Origin of the sequence: Undibacterium sp. TJN19 (assembly GCF_049339485.1) — a bacterium.
In the GTDB taxonomy this organism is placed as follows: Bacteria; Pseudomonadota; Gammaproteobacteria; order Burkholderiales; family Burkholderiaceae_D; genus Undibacterium.
The window spans coordinates 303343-323760 of record NZ_JBMPPL010000007.1; the positions used below are offsets into that span (position 1 = coordinate 303343).

General features: G+C 49.2%; 14 protein-coding genes. 4 read left to right on the top strand and 10 right to left on the bottom strand.

The window, feature by feature from the left end:
* Positions 1 to 30: 30 nt before the first annotated feature.
* The 5 genes from ACO0LH_RS19755 to ACO0LH_RS19775 form a co-directional block, all read right to left on the bottom strand.
* On the bottom strand, positions 31 to 1851 hold the full coding sequence (locus tag ACO0LH_RS19755) for a CIA30 family protein (protein WP_422942852.1): 1821 nt from the start codon (positions 1849 to 1851) through the stop codon (positions 31 to 33).
* A gap of 237 nt (positions 1852 to 2088) precedes the next feature.
* Positions 2089 to 3945, bottom strand: a complete 1857-nt coding sequence (sppA, locus tag ACO0LH_RS19760) for a signal peptide peptidase SppA (RefSeq protein ID WP_422942853.1) — start codon at positions 3943 to 3945, stop codon at positions 2089 to 2091.
* A gap of 31 nt (positions 3946 to 3976) precedes the next feature.
* Positions 3977 to 4990: a S1/P1 nuclease gene (locus ACO0LH_RS19765; RefSeq protein ID WP_422942855.1), complete on the bottom strand. Its 1014-nt coding sequence runs from the start codon at positions 4988 to 4990 to the stop codon at positions 3977 to 3979.
* 90 nt (positions 4991 to 5080) lie between these two features.
* A complete protein-coding gene (locus ACO0LH_RS19770; protein ID WP_422942856.1) occupies positions 5081 to 5836 on the bottom strand; it encodes a hypothetical protein in 756 nt (251 codons plus the stop codon).
* 42 nt (positions 5837 to 5878) lie between these two features.
* The gene (locus ACO0LH_RS19775; protein WP_422942857.1) at positions 5879 to 6061 is read right to left on the bottom strand and encodes a hypothetical protein; all 183 of its coding nucleotides are present in this window, start codon (positions 6059 to 6061) and stop codon (positions 5879 to 5881) included.
* On the opposite strand from ACO0LH_RS19775, the gene ACO0LH_RS19780 reads away from it, so the two are divergent.
* The 4 genes from ACO0LH_RS19780 to ACO0LH_RS19795 all read left to right on the top strand — a co-directional run bounded on the left by ACO0LH_RS19780 (position 6060) and on the right by ACO0LH_RS19795 (position 10241).
* Entirely contained in the window at positions 6060 to 7736 is a 1677-nt protein-coding gene (locus ACO0LH_RS19780; protein WP_422942858.1) for a peptide chain release factor 3, read from the top strand. The two genes, ACO0LH_RS19775 and ACO0LH_RS19780, sit on opposite strands and share 2 nt — an antisense overlap.
* A gap of 278 nt (positions 7737 to 8014) precedes the next feature.
* Positions 8015 to 8329: a hypothetical protein gene (locus ACO0LH_RS19785; RefSeq protein WP_422942859.1), complete on the top strand. Its 315-nt coding sequence runs from the start codon at positions 8015 to 8017 to the stop codon at positions 8327 to 8329.
* A 268-nt stretch (positions 8330 to 8597) separates the two neighbouring features.
* Complete coding sequence (locus ACO0LH_RS19790) at positions 8598 to 9404, top strand: transporter substrate-binding domain-containing protein (protein WP_422942860.1); 807 nt, start codon at positions 8598 to 8600, stop codon at positions 9402 to 9404.
* 177 nt (positions 9405 to 9581) lie between these two features.
* Positions 9582 to 10241, top strand: coding sequence for an amino acid ABC transporter permease (locus tag ACO0LH_RS19795; protein ID WP_422942861.1), 660 nt, complete (start codon positions 9582 to 9584; stop codon positions 10239 to 10241).
* A gap of 7 nt (positions 10242 to 10248) precedes the next feature.
* Here the strand turns inward: ACO0LH_RS19795 and ACO0LH_RS19800 are convergent, their stop codons facing one another.
* The 5 genes from ACO0LH_RS19800 to ACO0LH_RS19820 form a co-directional block, all read right to left on the bottom strand.
* The gene (locus ACO0LH_RS19800; protein ID WP_422942862.1) at positions 10249 to 11748 is read right to left on the bottom strand and encodes a M48 family metalloprotease; all 1500 of its coding nucleotides are present in this window, start codon (positions 11746 to 11748) and stop codon (positions 10249 to 10251) included.
* Positions 11749 to 11755: 7 nt separating this feature from the next.
* Entirely contained in the window at positions 11756 to 13873 is a 2118-nt protein-coding gene (locus tag ACO0LH_RS19805; protein WP_422942863.1) for a tetratricopeptide repeat protein, read from the bottom strand.
* Between the two features lie 80 nt (positions 13874 to 13953).
* On the bottom strand, positions 13954 to 14691 hold the full coding sequence (locus ACO0LH_RS19810; protein ID WP_422942864.1) for a YoaK family protein: 738 nt from the start codon (positions 14689 to 14691) through the stop codon (positions 13954 to 13956).
* Positions 14692 to 14834: 143 nt separating this feature from the next.
* A complete protein-coding gene (locus ACO0LH_RS19815) occupies positions 14835 to 16349 on the bottom strand; it encodes a tryptophan halogenase family protein (RefSeq protein WP_422942865.1) in 1515 nt (504 codons plus the stop codon).
* 184 nt (positions 16350 to 16533) lie between these two features.
* Positions 16534 to 19290, bottom strand: coding sequence for a TonB-dependent receptor (locus tag ACO0LH_RS19820; protein WP_422942866.1), 2757 nt, complete (start codon positions 19288 to 19290; stop codon positions 16534 to 16536).
* Positions 19291 to 20418 lie beyond the last annotated feature (1128 nt).

Genomic DNA, 20418 nt, shown 5'->3' on the forward strand with positions numbered 1-20418 from the left:
CTATCGCGCCTTTAAATCAACAGGACGACATTATTCTTTCAAAAGCCGCACGTCGGCAAGCTGGAAAGTGTATGCGCCAGTTTCCGGGCCTGCGCTGAAAGTGATAATGGTGATCATGCTGGCATCCAGGCCTTTAAACAGGCTGAAAGGTATGATGATTTCCGTCCATTCCTGCGGTGCTGTGAATTGTACAGAAATGGGGACATAGCTACCTTGCACATTGATACCGACACTATACTGTTTGCCATCACCTTTGACTTTGAATTTTAATAGGTTGGCACTACTCAGGTCAGCCGCATCCATAGGCTTGGAGCCCGGGAAGAAGGATAGACCTGCCCAGGGGTAAGCAAAGCCTGGCTGGATATTTGCATTGATGATCAGGGCAGGGAATGCACCAGCTTCACCGGCTGCAGGTTCAACCAGTTTGGTGTCTATGGTAGATTTGCCACCCATGGGCGCATCATTTGATGGCCACCAGCCAAAGCCAAAGGGGCTGGCCAGTTTTTCTTTGCTGAACAGGCTGATGCGGCCATTCGGCGGCAATTGTACGGTCAATCTCTTTTGCGCATTTTGTTTTTCCACTTCCAGCATTTTTTGTTCGCGCTGGCCACTGACACGTTCACCATCTTTCCAGACGTCGACAATATTGCGCGTGGCATTGATATCCTTGTCTGGCTCACCGGCGACCAGGACCAGATCCGCTTTATAGCCTTTGGCGATGCGGCCACGGTCACTCAATCCGAATGCATGGGCGGGTACAGATGTGGCGGCCGCCAATGCGCTGGTGGGGCTCAAGCCGGCGTCGACCAGTGCGGCCAGTTCATGATGCAGGCTGACCCCGTATTGCGTGCCAGAGTTACCTGCATCAGTGCCTGCCAATATGGGTATGCCTGCTGCGTGCATGGCTGCGGTGACCATCTTTGGTACCTTCATTCTATTGATATCTGCTTCCCGTCCGTAAGGTGCATTAAGGGGTAACAACTGGGCTTTGCTGAGCATGGAAGTCAGGCGTTTATCCGTCAATACATCCTGTTCCTTGACGCCAGCGATGCTTTCCAGCACGCTGAAGGTAGGGATGATAAATGCATGTCTGCGCTTGGCTTTTTGAACAAGATCACGCATGTCGCTATCGGCGATTTGCTTGCCTGTAAACAGATGTACCAGTGCGTCAGCGCCGGCATCGAGTGCATCTTCTGCCTCTTTCAGGCTGCCTATATGAACAACTGCCAGTTTATTGCGCAAGTGGGCGGCGTCTATCAGTGCTTTCACGGTTGGCACATCGAGGCTATTGAAGGGACGTTTTTCGTTCCCATGTTCAAGCACGATCTTGATGAAATGCGAGCCTTCGGCAATCCTGGCATCGACCCAGGCTTGGGCCTCTTCCGGCTTGTTTAATGTGGGGATAGGGAAACCATATTCGGTACCATGCCCGCCGGGCGCGGTAGCCAACAGACCGGCAGAAATGACATCTGCGCGATCATGGTTTTCACCCTTGCGCATTTTTTCATTGAGCTGTTTCATCAGATCGACACTGTTGGCCATATCAATCTGGGTGGTGACTCCGAACAGCAAGGGCAATTCCATATCCTGATACACGTGCACATGGGCATCAATCAAGCCGGGCAGCAGCGTGCGGCCATTGCCATTGATGATGGTGGTGTCCGGCGTGGCTTTACCTGTAAAGTTAAGATCTTTTATCTTGCGGTCAGCGATGAGGACATTTCTGTCTTGCAGCATTTTTTCGCCATCAAACACACGCACATGCTGAATCAGGAAACTTTCTGCCATTGCAGGTAATTGCAGAAAGATTCCAGACATTACCAATGCCAGCGCCAAATATTTTTTTTGCATCATGTTCTCCGTAAAATTGATGCTTGTATTCTGAATGGGATGGTCACTGGAAAACAGAAGCAATTGCCACCAGTTTGAGGTGACAAATGTCATGTTTTAAATCAGGATGGAGAACGTGAATTAAAAACTGGAGGCGTTTAAGCCGTAAGCAGAGAATAGGCTGTTAAAAACAGATGAGGAGTTCCCTGGTAAAGCGGAACTCCTCATCTGTTTATTCAAGCAAGGTAATCAAGACAATCAAGGCATCCTGCACAGGCAGTGCGTCAGTGTCGTAAAACTTTTACCTTCCTTGTTGATATCTGCCAGCCAGGTCAGGTCAGACAACATCTGGCCAGCAGCCAATGGCGGCAAGCCTGTTGGAACCACGGCTACTTTGAACTGGTCTTGCAATATTTGGGCTGTCTGGGCACCGAAAATGCTGAAGATACGGTCAAATTTGGATGGTTCGCGTTCTATATAGCTGATACGGTAATCATTGCCCAGCTTGGCACGTGCAGATGCGGATTTCAGCGCGTCACCAAAACTGCCTACGGTATCAATGAGTCCACGTTCCTTGGCTTGCTGGCCAGTCCAGACCCGGCCTTGAGCGACGGCGTTGATCTTTTCTGGCGTGGTCTTGCGAGCAGCGGCTGCTTTGCCTGTGAAATCTGCATAAGTATGATTGATACTTGCTTGCAAAACTTCAGCAAAACGCGGGTTCAGCGGGCGCAGCGGGTTGTAGGCATCTGCCAGCCAGGTGGTTGGTGAGCCAGCAGTGTGTACGCCAATTTTTTCTATCGCTTTATCCGCTGTCGGCAAAATGGCGATGACACCGATAGAGCCGGTGATGGTGGCTTCATCCGCAATCACTTCATCTGCTGCCATCGATATCCAGTAGCCGCCAGATGCTGCGACATTGCCCATGGAGACAACAACAGGCTTGCCAACTTTGCGTGTCAATTCCAGTTCACGGCGGATAAGCTCAGAACCAAACGCGCTGCCGCCAGGGGAATCAACCCGCAAAACGATGGCCTTGATATTGTCGTCTTCACGCGCCTTGCGTATCAGGCTGGCGGTAGACAAACCGCCGATGGAACCCGGTGGTGCCATGCCCTCACTGATTTCGCCAGATGCCACGACGACACCGATAGCATCACCAAATACTTTAGGATGCAGGCGTGACAGATAATCTTCAAACGGGATTTGACGGAAACTCTTGATCTGTTCATCCCTGATGCCGCGTTTCAGCATCAGCTCCCGTAATTCATCGCGGGTTTTCAAGCCGTCTACCAACTTCGTATTGATGGCAAGTTTGGCGATATCACCACCAGCCGCTGTCATCAGTTGGGTCAGGTTGTTGATACCATTCATGATGGTGCCATCTGGCAGCTTACGGGCTTTTTCTACGTCGGTGGTGTAAGTTTTCCACAGCGCGCTATAGAGGAAGTTCTCTGCTTCAGCGGCTTCTGGTGACGGGCCATTGGCAACATAGGGTTCACCAAAGCTTTTATAATCCCCAGCCTTCAGAACGGTCACCGTGACGCCGAATTTATCCAGCGCATCGCGATAATAGTTCTGGTAACGGCCAAAACCGCTGATCATCACCGACCCCATAGGATGCAGATAAATTTCATTCGCATGGGACGCCAGATAATATTGCTTTTGGTCGAAACTGGAACCCCAGGCAACCACGGTCTTGCCACTGGCTTTGAAGCGATCAATGGCGGCTGCTACTTCGCGCAGCATGGGCAAGCCCGATCCACCCATTTCATCAAGCAATAATACTGCGCTGCTGATGCTGGGATCTTTTGCCGCCTGATCCAGTACCGCCAAAATGTCACGCAATTGCGTGCTTTTCCTGACGTCACCCCGGGCTTCGGCGATCAGGGTGTCGCGGGTACTACCAGAATTCTGCTCTACCAGCGGGCCTTTGAAATCGAGCAATAGGGCGGTCTTGTCTTCAATTTTTTTAACACCACCACTAAAAATACTGATCGCAAGCGCGATCAGTAAAATAAGTAGCAGCAGGTTTAACAGTACGCGACGGCTAAAGTCCAGGGCCGCCCATAAATATTTGAAACCTTTTCCTATCCAGCGAAAGGGAGTGAAAGTCATAGTATTTTTCCTTGTTTTGCAGGTATTGTTTTTATTCAGGCCAGACGGCCTTCAATAACTGCGCGAGATGCGCGCCAGCACGTGCCAGCGCATCTTCTTTCATGTTGAGCATGGTTTTCTCATATTCCAGTGGCAACGCTATAGACCAGTTATTACCTTTTTGGTTCGGCGTACTTTTGCTGAACTGCGTGCCGGCAAACAATATCCTGGCATCACGGATGGCATCATCGGCCCACAAAGCAGGTAAATCCTCAATGGCACCGCCGGTGGGAGCAATAGTTTTCGCCCGTTTGGCCAGACCGTCATTCATGCGGCCACGCTTGAATTGTACGGGCAGGTCATCCCACAAAGAGTGCAGGTTGCCGCAGGGGCATTGCAGAGCGTTGCCACCTACAGTGTTGCTGTTGTGGTCGTATTGGCCTTCATCAGGGTTGATGATCTTGCCATCGGCATTGAGGAAGACGGAACCAACATGCAGAGGCTGATGCAGGTCGCCAACATAATGGGTCAGCAAAATCAAGGCTTCCTGCTTGTCCTTGAAATTGAAAGGCTTCGGTTGTGGCTTACCTTGCAATACCAGCACGGCCGCGCGGATGGCATTGACCACGTCATGGTCACTGGTACCGACGTAACCGGTCTTGTAATGATCATGCTGCAGGCTGACATCGGCATAGTGATACTGTTTGTGGCAGTTTTCTTCGCCAATGGCCGGGTTGCAATTGCTGTCATTACGTTTTACATAATCGCTCATAGCGGCTATGCCTGCTGCGGTTTCAAAGGAGGCACACTCAGGATAGCGACCAGCCGATGTATAGGCAAAATCCTTGTCCGGTGCAATACCTTTGACACAATCACCCCATACCGCCACTTTTTCCAGGGTATTTTCACCCAGCAAGGCCCTGACCTGGGCGCCAGCCTTGGTGCCCGTCAGCAGCGATTCGGCAATCGCCCCTACGGTCTGGTGGCCATCGGCGCCCCAGGCAAAACTCAATTGCGGCAAACTGGCCAGTGCCAGCATGAAGGCTGAGATCAGTAACTTTTTCATAGGAGTATCAGATAGATAGTGAGGTAAGAGCAAAGATGATAACAAGCAAAGATGACGAGGATATAGCAAACGGGGCAAATTGTGTGCAGATCAGAATGCGTATTGCATGCGCATGCTAAAGACACTGGCATGACGGGCGTTGAGTTTGCCCATGACATACGAAGCTTCGTATTTGATGACCTGGCTGATGCTGGCTGCATCACCAAGTTTGAAACTGCCCGACAGGACAGGGCCGGCACGATGCGATTGCAGTGCTTTTGACGACCAGTTATCCCAGTCGCCGAGTTCGCCAAAGCCCTGCAGGCCCAATTCCACGCCTGAGTGATAGCGGTATTTGGCCTGCCACTGGTATTTCATTTGCGGGCTGGTCGCTGGCGTCGTGCGATAGGTGCGTTCAAGAAACACATTGGCATTGACTTGCACCCGGCCAAATTCTGTTTGCATGGCTGGGCCAAATTCAAAATCCACGCCACGGCTGGTGTCTGTGTTCCTGTTCAGGTTGGTATGCAAGGCGACATCGACAGGATATTGCCCATGAGTCAGCAGGAAATCATTTTGCCAGGCCCAGGCGCTATTCGCCAGCGACCCAGCACCGCGCCTGAACCAGCTGGCATAAATTTCGGTATACCAGGTTTTGTTGGGCATGTAACTCAAGCCCAGTTCCGGGACGGTCGATGTAGGGCGGTTATCGACGAAAGATGACCAGGATTTGTAATCGATGGTTTTCTCACCCTCATTCTCATAGATGGATACCAGGTAATAACCGGAACCCGCTATCGCCGGCGCAGATGCCAGCAAGCAGGCAGCACAAGCAGTATATATTGCGTAAGAGGCAATTTTATTCATGGTTATCCTGCATGACCTGGCAGTGGAATGGGTATTTTCATATCATGGCATTGCCACAGGAAAGTGCAAGAAAATCTCTCGGGAATTGTTATTTTTCTCATGTTCTGACCGGGTCGCCTGCAATTTCACTGGCTTTGCCTTTAGCCGGAATTCGACTTCATCCCCAATAAGAGCTAAACTTGCGTGTTTTTCTTCCATTTTTGCGGCATCAGCAATGAACACCATGAATACATCCTCAGACGACGCACCAGAATCAGACAGTGATGTCGCCAATGAGCCGGTCGCGACCAGCGCACCGTCAAAAGACCTGATCAGCCGCGAAGTGGCACGTCGCCGCACCTTCGGCATTATTTCCCATCCGGATGCGGGTAAAACCACGCTGACTGAAAAGCTGCTGATGTTTTCGGGCGCGATCCAGCTGGCGGGTACGGTCAAGGCGCGCAAGAGCGGCCGCCATGCGACATCCGACTGGATGGAGATAGAAAAGCAGCGCGGCATTTCGGTAGCTTCCTCCGTCATGCAGTTTGAATACCGCGACCATGTGGTCAACCTGCTCGATACGCCGGGCCACCAGGATTTTTCTGAAGATACCTACCGCGTGTTGACTGCTGTCGATTCGGCCCTGATGGTGATCGATGCCGCCAAAGGTGTGGAAGAACAGACCATCAAGCTGCTCAATGTCTGCCGCATGCGTAATACGCCTATCATCACCTTCGTCAACAAGATGGACCGCGAAACCCGTGACCCGCTGGAATTGCTGGATGAACTGGAATCCGTACTGAAAATACAGTGTGCACCGGTGACCTGGCCGATAGGCATGGGTAAGGCTTTCCGTGGCGTATACCATATACTGAAAGATGAGATTTTACTGTTCACACCAGGTAGCGAGCGTGCTGACCAGGAATTTGAAGTCATCAAGGGCATTAATAATCCACGTCTGGTAGAGATGTTCCCGCTGGAAATTGAACAACTGAAGATGGAGGTCGAGCTGGTGCATGGGGCTTCCCACCCCTTCAGCCTCGAAGACTTTTTGGCGGGTGTACAGACGCCGGTGTTCTTTGGTTCTGCCATCAATAACTTCGGTGTGCGTGAAATTTTGAATGCCTTGCTGGACTGGGCACCTGCACCGCGTGAACGTGACGCCACTGTGCGTTCAGTGGAACCAAAAGAGACGCCGTTTTCTGGTTTTATTTTCAAAATCCAGGCGAATATGGACCCGGCCCACCGTGACCGCATTGCCTTCCTGCGTGTGTGTTCTGGCCGGTTCGAGCGTGGCATGAAGCTCAAGCACTTGCGTCTGAACCGTGAGATCAAGGTATCTTCCGTTGTCACCTTCATGGCATCTTCACGTGAACAGGTGGAAGAGGCTTACGCCGGTGACATCATTGGCTTGCCTAACCATGGCAATATGCAGATAGGCGACAGTTTCTCTGAAGGTGAGTTGCTGCAATTTACCGGCATCCCTTATTTCGCGCCAGACTTTTTCCGTACGGCACGTATTTTGAACCCGTTGAAGATCAAGCAATTGCAAAAAGGCTTGCAGCAATTGGGCGAAGAAGGTGCGGTACAGGTATTCAAGCCTGTCGTCAGCAGTGATCTGGTGCTGGGTGCGGTCGGTGTCTTGCAGTTTGAAGTCGTAGCCAGCCGTCTAAAAAATGAATATGGTGTGGATGCCGTGTTTGAAGGCACCAGCATCAGTAGCGCACGCTGGATCAGTTGTGAAGACAAGAAAATGCTGGCCGACTTTGAACGCTCCAGCGCCGGTGGCAACATCGCCTATGATGCTGCGGGCAATATGGCTTACCTGGCGACATCGGGCGTGAATTTGAAATTGACGCAAGAACGTTGGCCCGGCGTGACCTTCCATGCGACGCGTGAACACGCGGCAAAATTAGGCTAACCTAAATTTCCTGAAAGCAATTTAAGACGGAAATATTTAAGTACTGTTGAACTAAAATCGCTGCATTCAAGCGGCTTACAGAGCGAAAGACTTCTGTAAGCCGCTTTTTCATTGGGTTTGCAGAATCTGCTTGAAACACCGCTTTGATTTGCTAATATTCTGATTTATAAGGGTTTTTTTATTATTACTTCTGACGTCAATCTGTAATATCCCAGGGGTACAATAGCTTTCACACTTCTTCCCGATTTACTGTTGCAGCATTTACGAGGAGCTTGATCATGGCGCTATTTTTTATTGAAGCCGTCCGTTTTGATGATAGTGGTGAACGCGTCGCCAAGGTGCGTTGGGGTAAAAGCAAAGGCGGTCAGGTCATGCCGCCCGCTATCGTGGAAGACCCGCAGGAAGTGGACGTGCAGGCAGTTCTTGAAACCATTGCCAACGGCGATGAAGTCATTCCAAAATTTCACAGCAGCAATGGCATCATACTTGGCCCCAAGGTGGTTGGCATTATGTATGAGGACGGAGCACACGGCCTGACCACGGCCAGCTACGATGATCCCGGCCATAGCCTGAGCGATTTACCTTCCTTCTGATATCAACGATCTGGCAGCACACCACCACAGGCTGGTGGTGTGCTGCCAGATATTCTCCCGTTTTGATTTCCTGTTCTGCGTTTTTTGCATATGTGTAAGCTTGGTATATGCAAATAAGAAATACTTCGTTGTCCTTAGCCATCTAGTCTACATATCATAGGCACAGCGCCGTTTGGATAGGTATTGCTATCCGGCATGCTTCTATTTGTTTTTTATTTACACGCCTGCATCTGCCCGGATGCTGTGCTGATTATTTTTCAGGAATATGATGAGAATTTCTACAAAAAAAACAATCTCCACTTTATTGACTGGCGTGATACTGGCTGGTGCTTCCTTGTCGGCAACAGCTGCGGACTTGCTTGATACAGTCAAAGCGCGCGGAACCTTGAAAATTGCGCTTGAAGGCACTTACCCACCATTTAATTTTAAAGATACCAAAACCAATGAACTGGCTGGCTTTGACGTGGATGTCGCCAAATTACTGGCGGCTAAGCTGGGTGTCAAACCAGAATTTTTGACTTCCGAATGGAGCGGCATACTCGCAGGTTTGTCAGCAGGCAAGTTTGATGTCATCGTCAATCAGGTTGGCGTTACTGCCAAGCGTCAGGAAACTTTTGATTTCTCTGACCCATACACGGTCTCCAGCGCGCAGCTCATCGTCAAAAAAGACGAGAAACGCGCCTTTAACAATCTGGAAGACCTGAAAGGCAAGAAACTTGGCGTAGGGCAGGGTAGCAATTACGAAGAGCGTGCCAAGGCTGTCGCTGGTGTGGAAGTCAAGAGCTACCCAGGTGCACCTGAGTATCTGCAAGATCTGGCAGCGGGCCGTGTTGACGCTGCTTTGAATGACAGTCTGATGGTTGCTTACCTGGTCAAGACTAGTAACCTGCCTATCAAGGCGGGCGCACCTATCGGTGAAATCGCAAAAAATGGCATTCCCTTCCAAAAGGGCAATCCCAAGTTTGCAGCTGCTTTGAATGCAGCCCTGGCTGACATCATCAAAGACGGCAGCTTTGCCAAGGTATCCAATAAATGGTTTGGCAAGGATGTCAGCAAGGCACCTGTTGCGCCTTAAGCGACAAATAAGCTAAATCAAGCCGGTGATACTGTTTAATACGGATTGCCGGCTGCTTACGCATGTATGATTAAGTGGATGTACTCCATTTGATATCATAAGAACGCATCTCACCCTATTGATGAAATGAGTTCTCTTATCCCCGTCATCACGGGGATATTTCTTTTTAAAGTCGCCATGGAAATTTTCGAATTGCTGCAAATGGCAGCCCCGGTCATGTTGAAGGGGGTTGCCTATACCTTGATGTTTGCCATTGGAGCCATGGTAGGGGGATTGATCCTGGGTTTCTTGCTGGCGGTTGCACGGATATTACCAAGCAGACTGATCAGTACGCCGGCGGCCATCTATGTCAGCCTGATACGTGGTACACCCCTGCTGGTACAGATTTTTGTTATTTACTACGGCTTGCCCAGCATAGGCATAGAATTCTCGGCAACGTCGGCAGGCATACTGGCGCTGAGCCTGAACGCAGGTGCTTACCTGTCAGAAAGTATACGTGGCGCGATAGTAGGGGTCAGCCGTGGTCAGTGGTCTGCCAGTTCCAGCCTGGGTTTGAATTACGGCCAGACACTGCGTTATATCGTCGTGCCCCAGGCCATGCGCACAGCAGTGCCATCAATGAGCAATACCCTGATCAGCCTGATCAAGGATACCTCACTGGTATCCGTTATCACGGTGACTGAACTGATGCTGGCCACCAAGGAGGTCATTGCTACCAGTTTTCGCCCCTTACCACTTTATATCGCTGCAGCCTGCGTCTACTGGGTCTTAAGCCTGTGTTTTGAAGTTGTGCAAAGACGCATGGAGCAACGCATGCAGAAAGCTCACCAAGTTTAAATACAGACTAGTTTGCCTGAAATTCGCTTGATTCCTTCCCTTCTGCGGGTGTTTCTAATTCTGTTGTAATTTGCATGAATTGCGCCAGGTCAGCGTTGCTCAGCTTGCCCTGTAATGCAGACGCCAGTAATTCAGCTGGCCGCACACTCAGGTCAGCCCGCGTCATCACCAGTGCCTGGCCAGGTATCTGACTGGCCTTGAAGCCATAATGGATAAGACAGGCACTGATCCATTCTTCCATGATCTCCAGCACGTGCTGACGTTTTCCCAGCGGCGATAAAAAGCTGACGCCTTCCGGCTTTAGTCTGCCCCATAAAGCGTTAGGATCTACAGCTATGTTTTTCAATTCACTCAAGGCCAGTTTTTGCGGATCCATCCAGCTTCCGGCGAAACGCTGTTGTATCTGCACTTGCATGATACTGGTCGCGTAGTCATCCCAATTGCTGGATTTAAGATTTTCCTTGTGGAGCAGGGCATACCATGCATCTTCAGTCTGCTGTTCACCACCCAATAAGTGCAGGCATTGTGAGAGTGGCGGGAAACCTGGTTTCGCGTGTGGAACAATCGCCGCTACCCGTTCCTCCAGTGAGGGATGGGTATCAAATTCTGAACTGGAACGGGATTCGGCACGCTTTATGGCTGTCTGGATGTCGGCGCGCCTGAGACCAGGTTTGCAGAATCGCCGGAAACCCTCAAAAATAGGCATGCGCGCGCCGCGATTTAGTGCTGGCCCCAATTCGTAGTCCAGATAGCTGGACCACACAGGAGATATCAGATGGACTTTTTCCAGTGCATTACGGGTGGCGACAGGGCCGAATTTTTTTGCAGCCAGTGCATCGGCTGCAAATTCCTGTTCTCTTGAGACGCCCGCAGACAAGCGCAGAAACCATTTGCCGTAGTAGCGGAACAAGACATCCAGGAAAAATAGGGAATCATCCAGGTCCGTGACCGTATAAGCGATAGACATGCGGGTACGATATACCCATGGCCCCAGTGATAAATCACCGGCTACAAAATGACCAAATTCATGCGCAATGACCGAACCCAGTTCCGCTTCAGACAAAGTGCCAAGCAAGGGCAGGCCAAGCCCCACTTCAAGTTCAGTGATTTTGCCGCGCCAGTTTTTCTTGCCGCTGATAAAAGCCGACGCTGCGCCGATCAAATGTATATTGACCGGCGCTTCCACCTTGAGATCTTTGCCTATATTTTCCAGCAAGGCATACAGAGGCGCAGCTGTTTCGCGTGACAATGGTTTTGCTGCGTCGCCGTTGTTTTTTTCTTTTTTTCGTGGTCGCAGCGCATACGCCAGGGTCAAGGCCGCAATACCTGCGATGATGCCGGAAAATTGCAGCGATGAGCGATGATTCATCTGAGCCAGGGGTATCCAGGCCAAACCTGCGACCAGGCCTAAAGCCAGTATCCAGAAACCCAGCCAAAGCGCAACGACCATCCCGGCTCGTTGTGTCAGATTGGAATTTTGTGATTTTTTTCTATGTTCAGTTTTCATGGATATGTCAACTCTGCCATTGTTTGATAGCGGTTGTCACCCCGCCTTGCAGCACATCAGTTTTTGCTGCCCGCTGACGCCAGTTGGTTTTTTCTTGTGAAGAAAGGCCAGGATTGCGTGAGCGTATGAAAAATGCTGATGCCAGTAAATCCGGCTCTATATCTGCGGCATCAAGGTTGACATTTTCACCGCAGACAAATTGATCATACAGCTTCAGGTCAGCCTTGCTCAGGTAGAGCAAACTCTGGAGCTTGTTGATGGCAGTTTGATTATGGGTTCTGACCGCTTCACCGTATAGTAAGCCCAATTGATCCCGTCCAAGAAGGCTACGCAGTTCCATCGCATGAATTTCTGTCAGCAAGGCCAGTGCCTGATCAGGTTTTTCACGCAATACAAAGCCAAGCTTGATGATGGGCGCATCTTTGTTTTCAGCTTTATTCAGTGGCAATCCTGCGCGCATACGCACTGCGTCTAGTATCTGGTCGTTTTGTGCTTTATCTGGAAAACTGTGCAAATACTTTTGTGGGTCCATATTAAGTTGACGTGCGATCAGGCCAAATTCCAGGGCCCGTTCTGAATAGTGCTCTGTCTTTTTGTCGCTGAGTGTTGTTTCGAGCAACTTTAAAGCTTCTTTATGGCGTTGCTGTGCCAGCAGCAGGCGTATCTCTACTTCAAATAAATAATTGGCATCTTGCTGCGAAAGTTGATGCAGATGCGTTAAATCGTGGTAGGCGCCAGCTACATCACCGTGCGCTGCTTTCCGCCAGACCAGGCTGCGCAGGATATTCGTGTTGTCAGGAAATTTCTGCGCCAGCTCCGCCATTCTCTGCAAACCATCTATGCCGCTAAATAAAGACACATACAAATATTGTTCATTGGATGCATCAGGTTTTTGTCTGGCGCGTTCGGCATATTCACGCAACATCAACTCATGTTCGCCAGCCTCGTCACGTATATCCTGCAAATTACGTTCCATAATAATGTTGCCAGGGTTTTCTTTGACGATACGACGCGACAGACGTATTGCTTCCGCGGTGGAAGTGCTGCGGGCAATTTGCAAGGCAACGTCCACATAGCGGGGATCCCAATCCTTGAGTGGAAGTAATGCATCCATTGCCATTGTCATTTGCTTTTCCTGATTGCGGGAAAAAGCATAGTTAATGCAGGAAAAAACACCGGCAGTCTTGGGTTGACTGATGACAGTAATATGTTCTACGCGGGTCTCGTTTTCATGCTTGCTCATCGTCATTGTCTGCGGTGGCTCGGTAAACGCATATTTGATATTACTGAGTTCAATAAAACGTTTGCCGCAATAGACGGTTTGTCCACCAGTGTTGTTGACATTGTCGGCTCTGGGTAAGCTCTCTTTGGTATAAACAATTGTATTGCGTACTAATGGGGCTGCACCGGCAATATTCCAGATGCTGTAACGGTCACTGCTTTCAAGCGTGGTGTCTAGGGTATCGATGACGCCAGCCTTGATAGCCCTGGCGGTACCGTGCTGAATGCCTGCTTCCAGGGTAATGGTGGTTCGTCCCTGTGCGGGTACGCTGATGACCTGATTGCCGAAGCTGACTGTCAGCGGCACTTCAAAGCCATTGAGCAGAGTCAGGTCCTGGTAATTCGACTCGTGGTAACTATGCGCCGCCCCGGTCAATACCAAGACTACCAGAATCATTGCCAGACCACGCGTGTATAGCCAACCGAGAATACCCAAAGGGGCGCGGGCAAAAATCTGCCATTGATTTGGACCACTTACTCTGACGACGTAAGAGCCAAGTGGGACCAATGGGATGGCAAATAAAATGACAAATGCATGCAAGGCGATATAGCTGCCATCGCTGTCTTTTTCCGATTCACCGATAAAACTGAACCCGATGGAGTTAATACTGCCTAATGAAGGCGTGCTCTTCAAAGGCTTGGCAAACAGGCGCCGCTCCTGTGTCAGTGCTTTCAATACAGCTTTATGTTCAGGCAAACGCCGGAATAATCTGGCCAATACCAGAGCGCGGTAGACCTTGAAGGGGTCGCCTGTTTCTATCGCCCGGCTGATTTTTGGGTCTTCGCTGAGCGCCAGTAATTCTGGTACCCGTTGAAAAAGTTGTGCTGGATCAGATATAGACATGCTTGGTAGAAATTGGAATAAAGTGGATAGTTAGTTGGTTTCAATAAATTGTTTTCAGGCCCTGAACCAATGTTTCTAAATCAGCGTTTTTTCAGATTGGGTGCCAGAGACAAGATAACCAGTGCAATGGCAATAGGCAAGGTGGAAATAAAGCCAAAGTACTTAAAACCGAAAGCGCCAAGTACGCCGCCAACAAAAAAAGCGAGGACAAGTGACGCATGCAAACGCAGTTTTTGCAAGTTGGCGCCGACTTCGTTTCGTTGATGAAACTCATCCCTGTTCTTGTTCCAGTAAATTAATTTACCCAGTTCTATTCCGATGTCGGTCACCAGGCCTGTAACATGGGTAGTGCGAATTTCTGCATGTGAAATTTTGGTAATCAGAGCATTTTGCAAGCCCATCACATAACATAACAAGACCGTGGTCAAAGAAACTGTGATAAAGGCATGCGCTTGTAATTCTGAACCAACCAGGCCAAATAGCAAAAGCAGGGCCGCTTCAAATAATAAGACCGGGGTATAAATATTGCGCAGGCCGTTTCGTCTGGCATAGTTGACAATGAGTGCTGTACATGCTGCTCCCCAGGCAAAAGCAACAAGCATGAAAAGCGCCGCAAATGCGGGCAGTAACTTGCCCAGGACCAAGTCGTCGGCCGCAGAAGAAAGCATGCCTGTCATATGAGAGGTATATTGTCCCACCGCCAAAAAGCCACCTGCATTCAAGGCACCAGCCACGCATGCCAGACTCACTCCCAGATGTAGATTGGATTGGGGAGTGCGTTTGGCAGAGGTCAGGTTTGATAGATAATTGATGGGCATGCAAGCAGAGAAATGTTTTTTTTACCAGTTTGACTTCAGTTTAGCTGAAAAACTGGTGCAAAAACACACCGCGCTGCATTTGCCCCTCTGGTGCATGTTTGAGTCATTTCATGGCGGGGGTAGCCCACTATGAAGTGAAGGCCTCACATCACAGGTCTTTGGGCAGACAGAACTGTACGGTGATCCTGGAAGTTCAAGGCGCAACGCTGGATAAAATCACCTAGCGGCTCTGACTGGCCTGGCCCTGTATCTGCCGCAGGTTTGTCGGGCTGCGGAAATACGCCCATGCCAGCCATCAGCGAATACCATGACGCTACCGGATAATAAGTGTCGATTTTTTGCCGGCGAATTTCATCTCCCAGATCGCGCCCTTCCAGCCAGGTGGCAAAAACCTGCTTGAGCGAATCCGGTATGGTATGCAGATTTGCCGCATTGGCTTTCCAGTAGTCGGTATCTGTCCGTGTATTGGTTTTGTAATGGGCAATGATGTAGTTACGGTGCCCGTCAAAATAATCATTGATTTGTTGATTGTAGACATTTTGTGCCTGCTCACTCAGGTCACCTTTTTCCAGGAACAGACAGAAAATGGCCGCCGTCATTTGTGTCAGGTACAGCGCAGTTGCTTCAAGCGGTTCTAAAAAGCCTTGCGACAAGCCAACGGCCAGACAATTCTTGTTCCAGTGTTTTTCTACACGTCCCAGTTTCATTTTCAAGTGACGCGCCTGGGTATCTGATTCCAGCATGCCCAGTTTTTCGCGCAACTCTTGTTCTGCCTTTTCGGGAGTTGTAAATGCAGAGCTGTAGACATAGCCATTGCCATAGCGATTTTGCAGGGGGATTTTCCATGACCAGCCATATTTCATTGCAGTGGAAATCGTTTGGGTAGGAATGGACGCCCCGATTTCCGTCGGCATGGCAATGGCTGAATCATTTAATAAATGGTCGGCGTAACTGACAAAAGGTGTTTTCAGGGCCTTACCTATCAACAGCGCAGCAAAACCGGAGCAATCGACAAAAAAATCGGCTTCCAGCGGGTCGCCACCTTCAATGAGAACGGCAGCAATATTGCCGCTGGCATCGAGCCTCGTATCGGTAATGTGGGCGCTGATATGGCGGATGCCCATTTCCAGCGCTTTCTTATGTAAAAATTTGCCCAATAACATGGCGTCGAAATGATAGCCATATGTCGTAAAAAATGGAAAGTTATGCGCTGCAATAGGTGCCAGGCTGTTCTCAGCAAGTTTTGATGAGAGAAAAAATTTGTTGGGCAGGGCGCATACATCTTCGCCGTTCAGCCGTGCTTTGACGTTATTGATAAACACCGGCAATGTCAGGTTGTCTATCATCGTCACAAATGGATGAAAATAGCTTTCATGGCCTGGTTTGGTTGACCAACCGTCAAAGGCAATACCAGATTTATAAGTGGCATTACATTCCGGCATCCATTCTGATTCCTGTATGCCCAAATTATCGAAGAATTTTTTCAAGACAGGTGTAGAGCCTTCACCAACACCGATCACGCCAACTGTCGGCGATTCTACGACGGTGACTTCTATATCTTTTTCTTTTACAGAGTGGGCAATGATTAATGCGGCCATCCAGCCTGCAGAGCCGCCACCAACGATCATGATTTTTTTAACAGGTTTTTGCGTAGTCATAGTCACGGGCCATTGTCATGAGTAAATTGAAATGCGATGCCGTTTAAATTGGCGAACCATCTACATTAACAAAATTTGCTGAAGTTAAAACAAAAAAAGTGATGAGACCAGGGAGGCTCATCACTTTCAAGAACGGGAAGGCATATCCTGGTGTGACAGATATTCCCTCCCGCATTCATGATAATTACATTTTGGCGTGCAAAGTCAGGAAGATTTGACGGCCATTTTTATACAGTGATGCTGGCAAATCTGCTGCACCAGGTGTTTTCCATACAGAGCTGACCAGTGGATTATTCAGATCTTTGCCGTCCAGGGAAATGGACAGGCTGTCATTGATCTGGTAAGCCAGTGTTGCAGACAAAGTGCCGATATCATTCTGGAACGCAGCGCTGTTACGGCTGGTACCATTGAGGAAACCGGAACGATAGCTGTATGTCAGACGTGCGCTGAATTTGTTATCTTCGTAGAACGCGCCAATGTTATAGGCATTCTTGGAAGTACCGATCAAAGTACAATCAGGCGCAAGCAGATCGCCGCACTTGGAACCAGGAGCTGCGCCAGTTTCTTTACCCAGAGTATAGGTGTAGTTGGCGTTGATACCAAAACCTGCTGGCAATGCCTGGATATACGACAATTCCAGACCTTTTACTTCAGCTTGTGTATTGATAGGCGTACTCATCGCATACACAGTGTTTTTCTTCTGGATCTGGTTATAGAACGTACCTGTGCTTGAACCATAGGTAACGTAACCATCCAGAGCAGAATAGAACGCATCAGCAGAAACCAGGGATTTCGGTGCGAAATACCATTCCACGCCCAGATCTACCGTATTGGCGCGGATAGGTTTCAGGTTAGGGTTACCACCGTTACCTGTACCTTGTACGTCACGCAGATCCAGACCAGCCATTTGACCCAGTTCAGGACGAGCCATCGTGCGGGAAACACTAAAACGTGCAACCATGTCTTTGTTCAGATCCATGCGGAAGTTTGCACTTGGCAGGAAATCGATATAGCTGTTGTTATACGTTCTTGGTTCAAAATTGCCGGAAGCACCGATTTCATTACGGGTAACTTGCTCGCTGGTATGGGCAACGCGCAAACCGAAATTACCGCTGATGCCTTCGCCAGCAAAGTCAGCCATCACATAAGCAGACTGTGTTGGTTCCTTGATGGAGAATTCATTTTGCAGCAAGTGGCCACTGTAGTTGGTGTACTGAGCTAACCAGGCATTCACAGAAGCTTGTGAGAATGTCCAGTAACCGGCGCCGTTTGCACCCAGGTCATTAAAGATGCTTGGGAAAGCTGTCAAACCAGACATAGGCAGATTCGCCGCATTGCTCAAACCTGGCAGGGCATTGTTACCAATCGATGTCAGATCACGTTTGTGTTCAGCAGCACGGAAGCCGAAACGCAAAGTAGGGATGCTGGACAGATCGGTTTTGAACGTACCGTCGATTTGTGCGTAATCTTCTTTGTCATTTGCTGTTACGTGGGAGCCATAAGTATATGGTGCGCCTGGTGTGCCTGGTGCGCCATTGTTAAAGCCGCCGATGGAGAACTTGTCAGCACCCGGTGTCACATAGATGACTGGCTTGTCAGAACCTTGTATTGTATAGCTGCCACCTGTCCAAGGCATCCAGATACCCATCGCGCCGCTGATGGTGTTGCCCAGGCCTTTGGTCGTACCGACTTTACCTGCCAGTGTCAACTGATCATTGACACGGAAAGAACCGTCAACATTGAAGAACTGCGACTGGCTTTCTGCTACAGGACGAGAGAAAATTTCCTGAACAGAGCTGGACATGCCGCTGCAAGGTACGCAGCCAGCAGGATTAGTCACTGTCAATTGAGAAATAACGCCCTGGTTCAAAGTGCCCGTGACAGCACTGGTTGGGAAACCAGTTGTCGCCCAGGATGGACCAACGAAACGGCCAAGGGATTGCATGAAATTGTGATTGACGTTAGGTGCATCCAGATGAGACTGGAATGCCGTTACATCAATGTTCACATCTTTGGATGGCTTGAACTGGAAGTCGATCAGGCCACCTTCACGGGTACGCTGTTGTTCAAACCAGGCAGTACCGCCGAGGAAGCTTGTCAACGCGCCAGAAGCTGGCGATGTTGCAGTATTGGCTGTACCTGCACCTTTGATCGCACTGTCAATCGGTGAACCGACATCAACTTTTTCCCACCAGATTTGATTCTCTTGACCAGCACGGCTCAGCGTACGTTTTTGATGGAAGCCCTGTACCAGGATACCCATGGTGGAGGCATCATTTTTCCATGCGACCATGCCGCTTAATTGTGCGTCAGATTTACCAGAGTTGGCTGAATTAACCAAACCGATACTTGCTTGGGCATTGAATTGTTTTTTGAAGTCCAGTGGTTTGCGTGTTTCGATATCCACGACACCTTCAGCGCCACCTTCGAGCAGGTTAGCCTGGGAACCTTTATGAACAGTCACACGACCGATCAATTCAGATGGGAACAAAGAGAAGCTGACACTGCGGCCACCGCCAACGATGTTGTCAGCAAACCAGTCACCACTTGATACTGAGTGGCCATTCAATGTTGTCAGTGTCAGGCCGAACGGTGTGCCGCGCAAAGCAACGCGGTCGTTTTCACCAAAGCTGCCTTCGCCACCGCCAGCTGCCGCAACACTGACGCCAGGTACACGCTGCAATGAGTCAGCCACGTTTTTATCAGGCATCTTGCCGATGTCTTCGGCTGTAATCACTTCAACGAAATTATCGGCATTGCGTTTTTGATTCAGAGACTGTTGCAGAGACGCACGAATACCAGTTACGACCACCTCTTGAGGGCCTGCTGGTTTCGCGGCTTCTTGTGCTTGCGCCTGCATTGCAACACTCATGACCAGGACCGCAACAGCGGAAGCCACAGGCGTTAGATTACTTCTCATTGGACTCAATTTATTTTGCATTTAATTCTCCTTCGGTTAAGACCTGTGAAAAGTTTCAGGTCCGTTACAAAAAATTGCCTTCTCCCCCATACCTTACGCACTTGACGTAGCAGACAGTGAGTATTTTCGGTACAACCCGCTGCAGAACAAAAAACATTCTGAGTTAACTACCACTCGAAACAACTACACCGGATGTGAAGCACTTTAGTGATGACGAAACAGGTTGTCAATCGGTATCTAAGTGGTATCTATGCGATGTTTAATTGGTTTCTTTTTTGACATCTATATGTCATGTATCTATTTGTTTTTATTGGATAAATTATTTTTTTTAATTTGCCAAGTATGAAAGTGGACTGATGTTTTAATTCCACAAGTGGTCTATAACTGTGCGTTTTTTAAACAAAAAAGTGGATTTGAAGTGGCGTTAAACTAAATTTTTTATATTAATTTATATATGCCTTTACTGATGCTTAAATAAGCAGATTCGGCGCGTTCAAAACGAAAGAAAAAATGAAGCCAGGGAAGCGAAAAAAAATACGTTCACCACGCTTTTTTACGAAGAGTTTTGCGTAATCCATGCTTTCGATCGTTAAGACCAGTTGTAAAAAAATAGCAGAATTTTGACTTAAATCTTTTGGTGAATTAAGGCGGGGAGGGGCGCAAATTTTCCGATAGTGCGGCATGCCAGTCACAACATTGTTAATACCACATAGATACCGCTTGACAGCCAGTTATGAGGACACTAAAGTGAGCCAAATTCAAAGACAGACGGTTCACATACCATATTGCATAGGCTGGAAGTGAAACTTGTACTGGAGTGGTATTTATTTTGCCCCGGGGGACGTCATTTTTCAGAGTTCATTTGTAGCTGAAAAATTGCGGGATATATGATCGTCATTGCATTCTTTTAATTCCATATCAAGCATGTGGTGAGGCTGAGCTGGTTTTGGAGGGCGTCATATGACGATACACATATGTCAGGACAGAGCGGCAAAAAAACCTTCAATATAACAATGGGAGTGGGAATGGATTTTTCAAATCGCCAGCAAGAGCCGGGCAAGAAGTTTGTCGGTTTAGGGCTGGTCATATTATTTCACGTGCTGGTGGTATGGGCACTGGTATCTGGACTAGCGCGCAAGGCCATGGAAG

Coding starts and splice junctions, on each gene's coding strand:
- ACO0LH_RS19780 (WP_422942858.1), top strand. CDS start 6,060: ATGAATACATCCTCAGACGACGCACCAGAATCAGACAGTGATGTCGCC.
- ACO0LH_RS19795 (WP_422942861.1), top strand. CDS start 9,582: ATGGAAATTTTCGAATTGCTGCAAATGGCAGCCCCGGTCATGTTGAAG.
- ACO0LH_RS19815 (WP_422942865.1), bottom strand. CDS start 16,349: ATGACTACGCAAAAACCTGTTAAAAAAATCATGATCGTTGGTGGCGGC.
- sppA (WP_422942853.1), bottom strand. CDS start 3,945: ATGACTTTCACTCCCTTTCGCTGGATAGGAAAAGGTTTCAAATATTTA.
- ACO0LH_RS19755 (WP_422942852.1), bottom strand. CDS start 1,851: ATGCAAAAAAAATATTTGGCGCTGGCATTGGTAATGTCTGGAATCTTT.
- ACO0LH_RS19800 (WP_422942862.1), bottom strand. CDS start 11,748: ATGAAAACTGAACATAGAAAAAAATCACAAAATTCCAATCTGACACAA.
- ACO0LH_RS19770 (WP_422942856.1), bottom strand. CDS start 5,836: ATGAATAAAATTGCCTCTTACGCAATATATACTGCTTGTGCTGCCTGC.
- ACO0LH_RS19820 (WP_422942866.1), bottom strand. CDS start 19,290: ATGCAAAATAAATTGAGTCCAATGAGAAGTAATCTAACGCCTGTGGCT.
- ACO0LH_RS19775 (WP_422942857.1), bottom strand. CDS start 6,061: ATGGTGTTCATTGCTGATGCCGCAAAAATGGAAGAAAAACACGCAAGT.
- ACO0LH_RS19805 (WP_422942863.1), bottom strand. CDS start 13,873: ATGTCTATATCTGATCCAGCACAACTTTTTCAACGGGTACCAGAATTA.
- ACO0LH_RS19810 (WP_422942864.1), bottom strand. CDS start 14,691: ATGCCCATCAATTATCTATCAAACCTGACCTCTGCCAAACGCACTCCC.
- ACO0LH_RS19765 (WP_422942855.1), bottom strand. CDS start 4,990: ATGAAAAAGTTACTGATCTCAGCCTTCATGCTGGCACTGGCCAGTTTG.
- ACO0LH_RS19785 (WP_422942859.1), top strand. CDS start 8,015: ATGGCGCTATTTTTTATTGAAGCCGTCCGTTTTGATGATAGTGGTGAA.
- ACO0LH_RS19790 (WP_422942860.1), top strand. CDS start 8,598: ATGAGAATTTCTACAAAAAAAACAATCTCCACTTTATTGACTGGCGTG.